The sequence below is a fragment of the Proteus sp. PR00224 genome (genome assembly GCF_016238105.1).
In the GTDB taxonomy this organism is placed as follows: domain Bacteria; phylum Pseudomonadota; class Gammaproteobacteria; order Enterobacterales; family Enterobacteriaceae; genus Proteus.
Map to the genome: position 1 here is coordinate 196,470 of NZ_JAEHQU010000002.1, position 14,847 is coordinate 211,316.

The window sequence follows — 14,847 nt, forward strand, 5'->3', positions numbered from 1 at the left end:
CAAAAGCACAAAGTACCTTAACGTATATCACCGCGAATTTTTTGATATTTTATTATCACTTTGCTGACAGACCAAATAATCTGGCGGTATATCCTCAATTAACACACTATTATTGTTTAATAGTTTTTGTTCACAAAGGAAATTACCATAAAGCCTTAATACATTAACATTTACTGGCTTCGAGTTCATCGCTAATTTGTAATAATCTAACGCTTGAATAGAATTTCCTAATAACTGCGATGTTAATGCCATTCCTAAATTTGCATCAGGATGATTTGGCATCACTGATAACACTTTTTGGAAATGATATTGCGCTATTTGATATTGTCTTTCAGCTAAATAAGCATCACCTAATTGTAAACGTGTAGACACTGCAACACGTTCTTGATTGGCTGATGATTGACAACCAAGTGTCAATAGCATCAAGCCAATAGTTATAACTACTGATGATATCCTTATCATCGTTTTATTCCTCAAATATATTCATCCTTGTTCTCTCTACATTGTAATTATGTAATACACTTCACAAAGAAAGAGATATCCAACTGTATCAGACTGCTTTTACTGAAATTAGTTCACCTTGTTGGCGTTTTTTCAGTGTACGTTTTGTACGGTCAATAACATCACCTGCTAATTGTCCACAAGCCGCATCAATATCATCGCCACGGGTTTTACGTACAATCGTCGTAAAGCCATATTCCATTAATACTTTAGAGAAACGGTCAATACGGCTATTAGAACTACGTCCATATGGCGCACCTGGGAACGGGTTCCATGGAATTAAGTTAATTTTACACGGCGTGTCTTTTAAAAGCTCAGCTAATTGGTGTGCTTGGTCTGTGCTGTCATTAATATGATCAAGCATGACATATTCAATAGTCACTCGCCCTTGGTTCGCGTTTGATTTAGCAATATAACGGCGAACACCTTCAAGAAACATTTCAATATTGTATTTCTTGTTAATTGGAACGATTTCATCACGAATTTCATCAGTTGGTGCATGCAATGAAATAGCTAAAGCCACGTCCACAGCATCACCTAATTTATCTAATGCAGGTACAACACCTGATGTAGAGACAGTGACACGACGTTTAGATAGACCAAAACCAAAATCATCCATCATGATTTCAAGTGCTGGAATAACATTATTTAAATTTAGTAATGGCTCACCCATTCCCATCATCACGACATTAGTAATAGGACGACGGCCTGTCTCTTTTAATGAACCGATAATTTTAGCTGCACGCCAAACTTGCCCAATAATTTCAGACACTTTCAAGTTACGGTTAAAACCTTGCTGTGCAGTTGAACAGAACTTGCACTCTAAAGCACAACCCACTTGTGAAGAAACACATAATGTTGCGCGATCATCTTCTGGAATGTACACAGTTTCTACTTGTTGATCGCCAACTTTAATTGCCCACTTAATCGTGCCATCTGTTGAACGTTGTTCTTCAGAAACTTCAGGTGCTTTAATTTCAGCAATTTCTTTTAATTTATTGCGTAACACCTTGTTGATATCTGTCATTTGATCAAAATCGTCATAACAGTAGTGGTACATCCACTTCATAATTTGGTCAGCACGGAAAGGTTTTTCGCCCATAGAGACAAAAAGCTCACGCATCTGTTTACGATTTAAATCTAACAGATTAATTTTAGTTTTTTGATTCACAGTATTTTCTTTAGAAACAGCGACAGAAGCGCTTGGCGCTGGAGTGGTAGATTGGGTCATGACATTGCCTCGTTGTTACACTATGCGGCCTGCATTAGCATTGATGCTAATGGGATACTTATATATTTGTATAATAAACAATAATAAAAAACGCCCTGTTAATTATCAAACAGGGCGTCGCATTGTACTGTTTTTCGCGTAGAGATGCTAATAAATTAGCGCGCGCAAACTTCGTTTTCAGTGAAGAAGTATGCGATTTCACGAGCAGCAGAAGCTTCTGAATCTGAACCGTGTACCGCGTTTTCAGTAAAGCTATCAGCGTAGTCAGCACGTAATGTACCTGCTAATGCGTTGTCTGGGTTAGTTGCGCCCATCAGATCACGGTGACGTTGAATCGCATTTTCACCTTCTAACACTTGAACCATGATTGGACCAGAAGTCATAAATTCAACTAGACCGTCAAAGAAAGGGCGGCCTTTGTGTTCTTCATAAAAGCCTTCAGCTTGTTCGCGCGTTAAATGCAACATTTTAGCGCCAATGATGCTAAAACCTGCACTTTCAAAACGGTGATAGATAGCGCCGATAACATTTTTTTTCACTGCGTTTGGTTTGATAATAGAAAATGTGCGCTGAATAGCCATGTCTTACCTCTAAATTATTTTATTAATGATAACTTTTGTTATTTCTTTTATCGCAGATCATGGAAAAACGAATCAAAAACCGCATTCCCTGCAAAAAATAGGGCTCGATTATAGGAGGATAAAAATAAATTGCACAGATTGAATATCCTTTTTTTTAAGAAACTGTGGCAAAAAAGTTATAAATTATCGATCTAATCACATTTTTGACGTATTCCATGTTCAAACTTGAAAATAAGAATAAAAAAGAACCGAAATGACACTCGATAAATAGTCTAATTATCTTTATTAAAAAACCTATTTTAGTGAAAAATCTCTCAGTTCTCATTTATTCCATTGATTTAGTTTAACGAAATATAAAATTAACCATATCCGTTTGACCACTTAGATCAAGCACAGAAAGTTGATATTTACCTCGTTTTTCTAATAAATAAGAGAATGTTTCTCCGTTTTCTGTTTTACCTATTTGCTCACCATTTAAAAACCACCATTGCATACCACTTCCTCCTTGCGTAGAAACTGTTATTTCGAGATTAGTTTCACCAGGTAATGGCCTTAATAAATCACCCGCACGAATACCCGAGATAAACAAAGGAATAATATCTTCTTTAATTGGTGGGCAAGTTTCAGAAATCGGTGGCAGTCGTTTTGCTCTGCGCTCTTTTTCAGGCAACCATGCTTCTAATGCTATCGGCCATAAAGCAATATCTTTTAACTCTGCATTAGGACAATTAGGCCCAGTGCGTTTACCTTCATCATCTAACCAAATTTTTTCGTTGATCCCCAAAATACCTTCTTGGCTATCATTCAATAAAGTTGGCGGAATAGTGTTATCTAAGATCCAGCTTCGACGACTAACTCGACAGTTACTATCTTCTTTAGGTAATGCCTTACCTGTCGGCCAACAGATTGTTGCTGCTGTTACACTATTAGGACGTAAATCAGTAGGTGGTCTTTGTTTATTTTGATAGAAATAGCCAGTTAATAAGTTATTGACCTGATTCATAATAGGGACAGCCGTTGCAAAGCCAAATTGCCCTGCAACAGGTGTTCCATCAGGTCTGCCCACCCAAACACCAATGGTGTAGCGAGCATTCACACCGATAGACCACGCATCCCGATAGCCATAACTTGTCCCTGTTTTCCAAGCTAAAGGAACAACGGGTGAAATTGCACTATTTGGGCGAGGTCTGGCTTCTCCGGCTAATATGCGTCTGACAATCCATGCCGCACCTTGTGACATCAACACTCGGTTTTCTATTATTTGTTCCGACTTAAAACGCAACGGTGCTGTTTTTCCTTGCCTTGCTAATGCACTGAAGGCGGAAACGAGCTCATCCATTCGTGTTGCAGTTCCTCCTAAGATCAGCGCTAAATTTGGCTCTGAACCATAAGGAAAGCGCATTTCAAGATGGTTATGACGCAATTTCGCTGCAAATTTCTTTGCACCATACACTTCGATAAGTTGTACTGCTGGCAAATTCAAAGAACGACTTAGTGCTTCACTGGCACTGACCGCACCATTAAAATCAGAGTCAAAATTACCAGGACGATAATTATCAAATCGACGAGGAACATCTTGTAAGAGTGATTCTGCATGAATAAGCCCTTCATCTAATGCGAGTCCATAAATAAATGGCTTTAATGTTGAACCTGGCGAACGCCATGCGCTAATCATATCGACATGACCAAAGCGCGAATTGTCATTAAAATCAGCAGAACCAACATACCCTTTCACACTCATATCCGTATGATCAACAACTAGGATGGCTAAGGATGTTTTATCCGCTAATTGATACTTCCATTGATTCGCAATATCTTCGAGTTGTCGTTGAATATTGATATCAATCGTGGTGGTAATAACAGGCTCTCGCTTTTCGTTATACATACGACGAGCCAGCAGTGGTGCTAATTGCGGTGTTTGCCTTGGCGCTAATAAAACCTGCTCTTCTTTGATTTCATCAACTTTTTCTTGTGGCCATATTTGATACTCAGCCAATCTATCTAATACTTTATCTCTGGCAGCTTGAGCACGTTCAGGATATCTATCTGGTCGTAAACGACTTGGTGCTTGTGGCAATACAGCCATTAATGTCGCCTCTCCCGCAGATAAATCAGCGGGTGATTTGCCTAAATAAGCCCAACTTGCAGCACCAATGCCCTCTAACGTACCGCCAAAGGGTGCTCTATTGAGGTAAATTTCCAGAATTTCATCTTTTGAGTAATACCACTCTAATTGCAAGGTGCGCCAAAGCTGTTTGATTTTTCCCCCTAAAGTACGGGAGTGAGGATCAATAAGGCGAGCCACTTGCATTGATAATGTGCTTCCGCCTGACACAATTCTTCCTGAACTTAGATCTTGCCACGCCGCACGTAATATCGCCATCGGGTTAACACCAGGATGCTGATAAAACCAGCGATCTTCATAAGTGATTAAAGCTTCTAAATATTCAGGAGAGACATCAGCGAGTTTGACATGATAACGCCATACCCCTTCTTTATCGGCAAAGCGCCAAAGAGGAGTACCATCTTGCGCTGTAACAATCGTCGCAATTTGAGGTTCAGGATCAGGGAGAGGCCAAATTTTATCTGCGATCCAGACTAAAATTGGCGTTGTTAGCAAAAAAATAATGATAACAGCAATAAGCCGTTTATATCCTAGTTTCATTCAATCACTCAAAGGAAAAAGCCCTTTCCGAAGAAAGGGCTACAAGATTTAAGGAACAACGTCAATCTTGGTTTCTGTTGATCCTATTGCACGCCAATAAGGCACATACATGGATTCAACTTGTGGTGGTGGTACTTGATAGTTACCTGGTGTTACAGCTCTTGCTAAATAGAGCAATGTCGTAGGGCGATATTTATCAACAGAGATAGCGGCAACAAAGCGATCATCTCGATACTCAAGATGTTTGATATTCGCTTGTCCCATATCGTCGATAAATTCCTGCAAGTCTGCAGCACTATCACTTAAGCTTGCACTACTTGATGCTAAGTTTTGGTTTTCGATTTCAAGACCAGCTGGTAATAAATCAACAACTAATGCATCAGGTACGTCTCTATCAGCAGAAACTTCCAGTTTAACCACCAGCATTTCACCACTTTGTAAGCGATTAGGATGAACGCGGTTTCCTTTCAAATCATAATAACTGCGATGGATATTTAATATATTACTATAAGGAGCAGGAGCCACTTTAGGATAGCCCACGATATTCATACGAGAATAAATCGCGGCACCACCACGATTATTTAGCTCTAAGCCTTCTTGTAATTGTGCTGATGTTAATGTCTCATTGACTGCACGATCGCTACTGATTGCGGGAACTTGACGATTAACAGCAACTTCCCAAGGCTGTTCTGCCATATTAATAAAGAAGCGCCCAGCAAGGTATAACGAGTTACTTTCTTGGGTTGAGAACCATTCACGGCTTGTTAAGTTATCAGATAGTGTCATCACACTTGCATCACGAGATTGTGTTTCAAGGTTATTTTCACTTAACAATGCAATAATTAATGCTTGGTCACGAATGGTGCTACCGTAGTCGCCCAATCCATAATTATATTTACGCGTTGTTGTCACACCTTCAGCAATCAAGCTTTCAGCGCGGCTGCCATCCCCCATCAGTTTTAATGCGATACCTAACTGAACTAAGGCTAAACCACTTCCTGCTTGATTACGCTCAAGATAGAGACGACGTAATTCACCTAAAGGTGCTTTTTGCTGATTAGCTAATACTAACGCGGCATAAGCCCTTGCTGAGAAACGTGCTGCATCTTGATTAACCGCATATTCATAGTTAACTAAGCTTTTATCTTGTAAATAACGTAATAAACGATCATTCGCACGTTTTAATGAATCAGTTGGAACTGAATAACCTTGTTGTGACGCACGGAATAAGAAGTCAGTCGCATAAGCGGTTAACCAATATTCTTCACGTCCACCTTGATCCCATAAAGAGAATCCGCCTTCTGACTTTTGCATCGTCAGCAGATGAGCAATACCTTTATCAATAGCCGCTTTTCTATCAGCATCAGTTTGCGTTTTAATTCCCAACTGTTTCAACTCTTTTTCTGTTGAATACAGTGAAGGATAAAGCCCGCTGACTGTTTGTTCTAAGCAACCATAAGGATAAGCAAATAGCTCTCTAACATAACGCGCCACTTGTAACGGAGGACGGCTTGTTAGTAATAACTCACCTTCAAGCGTTGAGCTATTAAAGCGACTTAAAATTTCTGATGGTAAGCGCCAAGTATCACCATCTTGCAATGTGCTTGCATAATGAATAGTTTCTGCTGGGAATGCAGGGCGAACACCAATATTCCATGTATTGTGATAAGGTTTAATCTCTTCACCTGGTACTTTAATACCATAAATAGACAGTGAGAATTCCCCCTGACCAAAGCCATGTTTCGCTTTTACTGGGATTTGAATTTGAGTACGTTCACCTTTCGTTAGCGAGACAGTTTTGCTTTCATCGCCACCTAACCCCACCAACCCTGAAGCGGTATAATTTAAGGTAATAGATTGTGCATCATCTGTCAGATTGGTTAAATCTAACGATAAAAGTGCATTATCACCACCAGCCATAAAGCGAGGTAATGAAAGCTGAGTCACTAAAGGTGCAGCAATAACAACTTTACCTTCCTGACTACCAAATTTATCCGCAGTCCAAGCTTGCGCCATTAAACGAACTTCACCATTAAACTCTGGAATAGGCAAAGAAACTTCGCCCTCACCTTGAGCATTTAATTTTACAGGAGCTGTTTGTTGAGCAATAATTTGCACATCAGTTAATGGCTTTTTGCCACCACGAGATAATGCGGCAGCTTCACCACCATCACCACCAAAACGCAAGTTAGCTAAACGACCTTGCCCTTCAATTAATTGACCGTAAACATCATATTGGTCAATGCTATAACGTTTACGACCAAAGAAGGCATCGTAAGGATCAGGGGTTTTATACTCTGTGATATTCAATACACCAGTATCAACCGCAGAAACTAATACATTAATATTTTCAGGTAATGGCTGACCAGCAACTGGATTCGCTTTAATACGAATTTTTAAATCTTGGTTAGGGCGAATTTTTTCAGGTGCATCAAGTGAAATATCAATCCGACGGTTTTTATCCTGTAATGGTAAATGCAAAATACCCACAGCACGTTTTACTGTCGCTTGTTTTGAAGTATCTCCTGGTCTTACAACAACAGAAGTCAGATAGAGATCGTGTCTTGCCCACTCTTTATTAATAGGCACTTCAACATCAAGCCCTTTTTCTGGTACATCAATTTCCTGCCACCATAAAGGTCCATTACTTGATTCAAGTAACACATAACCTTTACCCGGATGAGGTGCAACAATGTTTAACTTAACTTTTTCGCCCGGTAAATAACCATCTTTATCCAGTTTCAATTTAACTTGGTCTGGTCTTACCGCGCCTGTTCCACCAGTGTTATCCATCCAAGAATAACCTGCCCAGAAACGTAGGCTACTAACTAATTCTGTTTTAGGATCAACAACTTCAATACGATAAGAGCCCCACTCAACAGGGAATGCCACTTTTGCGGTGCCATCTTTCGCAATCTTAATTGTTTGCTCATCCATTTGCAGATCTTTTTCGTTATAGCCAGATTCCCAGCCATTCGAACTAGACCAACGCCAGTAATAATCATGGCGTTCATAGATAAACTTCACTTTCAGATCATTAGCAGGTAGTTTTTTGCCGTCTTGGTCTGTATAGACAATTTCAAATTCAGCCATTGAGTTTTCATCAACGCTATAACCTGATTTATATTTGTCTGTACGATAATCGTAGACTTCTTTTTTAGGAAAGACAGGACGAATACCCGCAAGATGAGTGGCAGGCCAAACTGCTTGTTGATAACGACGAGTAACAGGACGTCCACCCGCTTCAAGTAAGCTTGCTTGTAGAATAATATTGATAGGTGATTTCAACTCAGCGTAGCGTTCACTATCAACACTTAACTCACCTTCACCATCAGAGTCTAAATTAAGTTCAAACTCATCCAGTAGACGGCTGAAGTTTTCATCTTTTACAGTACCAAATTCATATCCAGGTAATTTACTGACAGCTTCACGAGAGGCTTTTAAGAAGACTTGCCCTTGTAAGCGATTATCGGCAGCTGGTGCGCCATAAAGATAGCGACCCTTAATGTCAAAATAAGCGTCATTACCACTCAATAAAATGCCTTTCTTACCAGTGATTTCTAATGCCATACGTTCTGGCATAAAATCTTCGACCTGAAACTCATAGAAACGAGGTGTACCATCGCCTACATCAAAACGTAAGGTACGTGTACCAGTATTTTCATCCGCAGGAATAACTAATTTTAATTGGTAAAGCCCCTTTTCAGGTTGCCAAACAAAACTACGAGACACTTGCCCGTCTGTTTTAAGCAGATCGACTTTAACAGGTTGCTCTTTAATAGGATTACCATCACCGTCACGTAGCAATGCGTTAACGATCAATGTTTCACCGGGACGATAGAGATCACGTGGGCCGAAAGCAAAAAACTGTTTGCTATAACCTTGTGGGCCACCAATATCAAATTCAGACAGATCAAGCGCAGGTTTACGCAAGTCAATCATACTGGTTTGCCCATCACGAATAGCCATTAATAAACGTGCTTTATCACTTTTCTCAAGTGTGGCATGCCCTTGGCTATCTGTCTGTGCTTTAGAAATCAATCCACCTTTTTCATCTAATAGGCGAATTTCTACTTTATCTAATGCAGAACCATTTTTAAGTGATTGGGTAAAGATATCTAACGTATCAAGATAACTGTGCATCGACAGTCCGATATCACTAAATGTAAATACCGTTGCTGGCACCGTATAAGAATACTTACCCGCTTGTTGCATAACCGCAATGTAGGCACCCTCTTTTTTCAGGGCATCTATTGATTTTAGCGGTAACAACACGTTTTCACGGGTATTTGTTTCTGTGTTTAATTCAAAGCGACCGGTATAAACCAGATCAGCTTGAGATAAAAACTCATCTGATTCCCAATAGTTAATATTAGAACGGCTTTCCCATTGCGTTAAGAATTGGGCTAATTGCTCATCTTTAACACGGAAAAAGTTTACGTCAACTTGCCCCACATTTAACGCAATGATGGGTAGACCTTCAGCCGCTTCAAGTGGCAGTAACGATCCTTTACTGGTAAAGCCAACAGATGGGAAAATTTCTTCTGTTGTTAGTTTCTGGCTAAAAGGTGTCGTTAATGTACGTTCATTAATACCTTTTATTTTTTCATCAATAGTTAAATTTAATTCTGTTGATGGTGGTAAATGACGGAAACGTAGTTCCATTAGGTTATCAGATAGCTCCCACGCACCTTCTAATTTCCCTTTTTTGGTATCAACAAGATGAATAACATCATCAAACTTTTGGTCAGGATCAAGCGGTACAGAGAAAGTCACAACCATTGTGCTCGCACCATCACGCTGTAATTCTGATGCATCTAATACGGTGACTTCTTTTCCAGCAAAACGCATTGCCAACTCATCACGGACTTCTTTACTTTTTAATGCAGTTTCGTTATTCGTTTTTGTTGTAACTGCTGGTTTTTCGCTTATTTGAGTTGCAGTACCTGATGTGCTCTGAGCGGTATCTTTTTGCTCTGCCACTTGTGTATTTTGCGTCTTATCAGCAGATGATGTGTTTTCATCCGTTTTATCATCACAACCTGTAAGAGCCAATGCTGATGCCAATACAACAGCAAGAGAGCTCCAACGATAGCCTCTCTTTTCTGTATATTGTCTAAATTGGTTTTGGTTCATATCCATTTCCTTTAATTCAACCCCTGAATAATGCGATGTTCTATGCAGGCAGAGATAATATATGTATTTTTTTATGCTAATAAGATAAAGAATAACTTAATAAGCTATCTTTTACCGCGTAAGACGAAATAAATTACAACACAAAGTCGTCTTATTTTTACTTTAAAAACAAAGCCTAGCTAAAACAAAGCGTTATATAAAAATGCAAACAATTTGCTAATTTAGTCAATTTTCTATTATAAGATAAAAAAAAGCGATATCTGATGAGATATCGCCTAAATTTAGAGGGCTGTATTAACTATCCAAATTAACTATTGGGATGCCTTTTCTTAAGAATCCCCCTAGTTTGCGTTGATAAAAAGGTGATACATGGTGGATCATAAAATGACTCACGCCTTTTTCATCTTTATTCACAAAGCAAAAATCTAGAGATTGTCCTTCTTCTAAATATTCAAAAGCCGATTCAGCCGCTTGTGGGAGTATCTGCATGATCACATCTTCTTCACCCGTTATTTCTAAACCAATAAGATAAAATGACTCTTCATCATCTTGCTCCTGAGCATTAACAATAAAGGCGCGGCGGATCGGTTTATGTTCACCAAAAAACTCGCTAAGCGCGGTTGTTAATTTTTCAGGTTGTGGCTCTAGAACACTCAACTTTAAAGAAGAACCTTCAACAGAAACAATTTCTTGTGTCTCAAATTGTTCAGATACACCCATTACAAACTCCAAATCAAATAACGTTTATTATTTTGCTTTTGCTAATAACAAATTCGCGATAGAACGTACACCGTAACCCGTAGCACCTGCCGCCCATTGCTCTACAGAAGATTTTCTGTACGTTGCTGAACAGTCGATATGTACCCAACCTTTTTTGTAGTTAGTGACAAAGTGCGATAAGAATGCAGCCGCAGTACTTGCACCTGCAGTATGAGAAGGTGCTGCGATATTATTTAAATCAGCGAAGCTAGAAGGTAATTGACTACGATGGAAATCCGCTAATGGTAGACGCCAGAACAATTCATTTTCTTGTTCAGCGCTAGTCAGTAGCTCTGTTGCTAATTTATCATCAAAACTTAATACAGAGTGGTAGTCATTACCTACTGCAACTTTAGCTGCACCCGTTAATGTTGCTGCATCGATAATCAGCTCTGGTGCAATATTGCTTGCATCAATTAAACCATCAGCTAAAACTAAACGGCCTTCAGCATCTGTATTCATGATTTCAACTGATTTGCCATTACGGTAACGAATAATATCACCTAATTTAAAGGCATTACCGCTGACCATATTATCTGCGATGCAGAGCAGTAGTTTTACGCGTTTATTTAAACCACGAGTAACCGCTAATGCTAAAGCACCTGCTAAGGTTGCTGCACCACCCATATCGGCTTTCATTGAATTCATGGATGATGAAGGTTTGATGCTATAACCACCTGAGTCAAAAGTAATACCTTTGCCGACTAAACAAGCAAATACAGGGGCATTGCTATCTTTTGTTGGATTGAAATCTAATGCTAAATAGACAGGATCACGAGAAGAGCCTCGTCCTACTGTATAAATACCGGCATAATTTTGATCGCGCAGATCAACACCTTTGGTGATCTTATAGCTAATATCTTCTTTATCAAGACCACAGAACAGATCAACTGTGCGTTGTGCTAGTTGTTCAGGCCCTAATTCTTCAGCTGGTGTATTGATGGTATCTCTAACCCAATCAACGATGCGAATACGTGATTCTAGTTCGTGTTTATCTGCATCCTTTAATTGTGGCCATTCGATTGAACGAGCGCCTTTAGGTGCTCTAAATCCTAACCAGAAAGCCCAACTACGTTCTAAATCCCAGCCTTCGCCAACAAGTGCAACATTACGAATACCTTGGCCATCAACTTTACGTCCACCACGCTGAATAGCGCCTAAACGGTTTTCTTCCGTTAAGTGGATTGTCATGCCGGTTTCGCTAGTGCTAATTAGTGCTTTTTCACCCCAACATGCAGCAGCAGGTTCATTTGACAGCATGATAGGCATAATTTGTTTATTCATTTATTGTCTCACTTATTATTACTGGTGGCAGTTAACCTATTCAGACTACCAGATATTTACCGTTTAGCGTGATCAATTTACTGCAAAAACAAAGAGGTCACCATTATCATCCAGTGATCTTACGTATTTACATGATATACCTCGAAGAAGATCGCACAATAAAATCCCCATACTTCCCTCTTTATGGTTATTTTTAAATCACTGATAAAGCAAAGTGAGAAAGGCCATAATGCAAAAAGACCAGCAATTAGCTAGTCTTTTAAATTTACGATGTCAGCAATTATTCAAATTCATCAAGCCAAACAAGTAAAATAGCCTCAAGAATTTTTTCATTGGATTTCTGTGGATCATCATCAAAATCTTCTAAATCACAAATCCACTGATGCATATCAGTAAAGCGTACCGTTTTAGGATCAGTGTCAGGGTAAAGATCAAATAATGCTTCCCCTATTTCACGCGTGTCACTCCATTTCATGCTCGGCTCCTAAAATTAATGCTCTCTTGCGTGATTAATCGAATATTTAGGGATCTCAACAACTAAATCTTCGTCAGTCACTTTTGCTTGGCAACTCAAGCGGCTTTCTGGCTCTAAACCCCATGCTTTATCTAACATGTCGTCTTCAAGCTCAGAGCTCTCTTCTAGTGAATCAAAACCTTCACGCACTACACAGTGACAAGTTGTACATGCACAAGACATTTCACAAGCATGTTCAATCTCAATGCCGTTGCGTAATGCAACATCTAGAATAGACTCACCTTCTGTTGCCTCAACAACAGCACCTTCAGGGCACAGTGTGCTATGGGGTAAAAATACAATTTTAGGCATAGTTATATCTCATCCACAGAATGACCTGCCAACGCTTGTCGAATAGATGAATCCATACGACGCGCTGCAAAATCCTGAGTTTGCTTATCCAGTAGTTTAATCGCGTTTTCAATAGCAACAGGATCTGTTCCTTCAACGCTCTCTATTAAGGTATCTACAACTTTGTCGATAGCCATTTTCTCATCTTCATTTAACAGATGAGCATCTTCTTCTAATGCTGCAGTTAAACTTTCTAACACGCGAGCTGCTTCGACTTTTTGCTCGGCTAAACGGCGAGCTTGTAAATCTTCTTGGGCATTTTCCATCGAAGATTGGATCATCTTAGCGATTTCAGTATCACTAAGACCATAAGACGGTTTGACTTGTACTGAGGCTTCAACACCCGTTGATTTTTCCATTGCACTGACACTGAGTAAACCATCAGCATCAACTTGGAAAGTGACACGAATATGTGCGCCACCCGCAGCCATTGGAGGAATTCCACGTAATGTGAAACGTGCTAAAGAACGACAATCACTCACCATTTCACGTTCACCTTGAACAACGTGAACACTCATTGCCGTTTGACCATCTTTGAATGTCGTAAATTCTTGCGCTCGGGCAACAGGAATAGTGGTATTGCGAGGGATCACTTTTTCAACTAATCCGCCCATTGTTTCAAGACCAAGAGAAAGTGGAATAACATCTAGCAATAGCATTTCGCTATCCGGTTTATTGCCCACCAAAATATCAGCTTGGATTGAAGCACCAATGGCAACCACTTTATCTGGATCGATAGAGGTTAACGGTTCTCGTTTAAAATAATCACCCACCATTTGACGAACTAATGGCACTCGTGTTGAACCACCAACCATAACCACTTCTAGAACTTCATCTATTTCAACATCCGCGTCTTTTAATGCGCGGCGAACAGATAATAATGTACGTTTCACTAATGATTGAATTAATGATTCAAACTCAGCACGAGTGATCTCACCTTTCCATCCATTAATGTTGATATCTGCAACATCGTTATCACTCAATGCAATTTTGGTTTCTGATGCAACATCTAGTAATTGACGTTGTAATACAGCATCTTTTTGATGACCAAAACCAGCACGTTCTCTTATCCAGTCTGCCAGCATCATATCGAAATCATCACCACCTAAGGCAGTATCACCGCCAGTCGCTAAGACTTCAAAAACGCCTTTAGTTAAACGCAAAACAGAGATATCAAAAGTACCACCACCTAAATCATAAACAACGATGGTGCCTTCTTTTCCTGAATCTAGACCATAAGCAATAGCTGCCGCTGTTGGTTCATTTAATAAACGTAGAACATGTAAACCCGCACGACGAGCCGCTTCTTTTGTGCCTTGACGTTGAGCATCATCAAAATAAGCAGGCACAGTAACAACAACACCATCAAGTTCGCCACCTAATGATTGTATCGCGCGCTCTGCTAATGTTTTTAATATGTCAGAGGAGACTTGGATAGGATCGACAATACCTGCTGCGGTTTTAATTAATGGCAGATCGTTGTCATTTTCATGAAAATGATAAGGAAGGTTTGGATAACGGCTTGTCACATCACTCAGTGAGCGACCCACCATTCTTTTTATTGAGCTTATCGTGTTAGCAGGATCTTTTTCTGCTTCTTTTTTAGCATTCCAACCAACATTGATATTATCAACTTGATACTGCACAACAGATGGCAATAAATAGCGACCTTCGCTGTCTGAAAGCGCTTCGGCTTGCCCACTACGTACAGTGGCAACTAATGAGTGTGTCGTACCTAAATCAATACCCGCTGCAAGTCGGCGCTGGTGCGGTGCAGGCGTTTGACCCGGTTCACTAATTTGTAATAATGACATAACTATTTCCC

General features: G+C 39.8%; 10 protein-coding genes. All 10 read right to left on the reverse strand.

The features are described from left to right. Window positions 1-27: 27 nt before the first annotated feature. The 10 genes from JEP71_RS04310 to hscA all read right to left on the reverse strand — a co-directional run bounded on the left by JEP71_RS04310 (window position 28) and on the right by hscA (window position 14,836). Window positions 28-462 carry a hypothetical protein gene (locus tag JEP71_RS04310; protein WP_198619733.1) on the reverse strand — a complete coding sequence of 145 codons (435 nt, stop codon included), beginning with the start codon at window positions 460-462 and terminating at the stop codon, window positions 28-30. Between the two features lie 88 nt (window positions 463-550). Then, window positions 551-1,732 (reverse strand): bifunctional tRNA (adenosine(37)-C2)-methyltransferase TrmG/ribosomal RNA large subunit methyltransferase RlmN, encoded by a 1,182-nt coding sequence (locus JEP71_RS04315; protein ID WP_023581631.1) that lies wholly within the window; start codon window positions 1,730-1,732, stop codon window positions 551-553. A gap of 155 nt (window positions 1,733-1,887) precedes the next feature. After that, complete coding sequence (gene ndk, locus JEP71_RS04320) at window positions 1,888-2,313, reverse strand: nucleoside-diphosphate kinase (RefSeq protein WP_023581630.1); 426 nt, start codon at window positions 2,311-2,313, stop codon at window positions 1,888-1,890. Between the two features lie 343 nt (window positions 2,314-2,656). Next, the gene (gene pbpC / locus JEP71_RS04325; RefSeq protein WP_198625816.1) at window positions 2,657-4,978 is read right to left on the reverse strand and encodes a peptidoglycan glycosyltransferase PbpC; all 2,322 of its coding nucleotides are present in this window, start codon (window positions 4,976-4,978) and stop codon (window positions 2,657-2,659) included. Window positions 4,979-5,026: 48 nt separating this feature from the next. After that, on the reverse strand, window positions 5,027-10,120 hold the full coding sequence (locus JEP71_RS04330; protein WP_198625817.1) for an alpha-2-macroglobulin: 5,094 nt from the start codon (window positions 10,118-10,120) through the stop codon (window positions 5,027-5,029). A 288-nt stretch (window positions 10,121-10,408) separates the two neighbouring features. Continuing rightward, complete coding sequence (locus JEP71_RS04335; protein WP_196534111.1) at window positions 10,409-10,834, reverse strand: enhanced serine sensitivity protein SseB C-terminal domain-containing protein; 426 nt, start codon at window positions 10,832-10,834, stop codon at window positions 10,409-10,411. A gap of 27 nt (window positions 10,835-10,861) precedes the next feature. Next, the gene (pepB, locus tag JEP71_RS04340) at window positions 10,862-12,157 is read right to left on the reverse strand and encodes an aminopeptidase PepB (RefSeq protein ID WP_198625818.1); all 1,296 of its coding nucleotides are present in this window, start codon (window positions 12,155-12,157) and stop codon (window positions 10,862-10,864) included. A gap of 280 nt (window positions 12,158-12,437) precedes the next feature. After that, entirely contained in the window at window positions 12,438-12,632 is a 195-nt protein-coding gene (gene iscX / locus JEP71_RS04345; RefSeq protein ID WP_006533441.1) for a Fe-S cluster assembly protein IscX, read from the reverse strand. A gap of 15 nt (window positions 12,633-12,647) precedes the next feature. Further along, window positions 12,648-12,983 (reverse strand): ISC system 2Fe-2S type ferredoxin, encoded by a 336-nt coding sequence (fdx, locus tag JEP71_RS04350; RefSeq protein WP_198619730.1) that lies wholly within the window; start codon window positions 12,981-12,983, stop codon window positions 12,648-12,650. Window positions 12,984-12,985: 2 nt separating this feature from the next. Next, a complete protein-coding gene (hscA, locus tag JEP71_RS04355; protein ID WP_198625819.1) occupies window positions 12,986-14,836 on the reverse strand; it encodes a Fe-S protein assembly chaperone HscA in 1,851 nt (616 codons plus the stop codon). Window positions 14,837-14,847 lie beyond the last annotated feature (11 nt).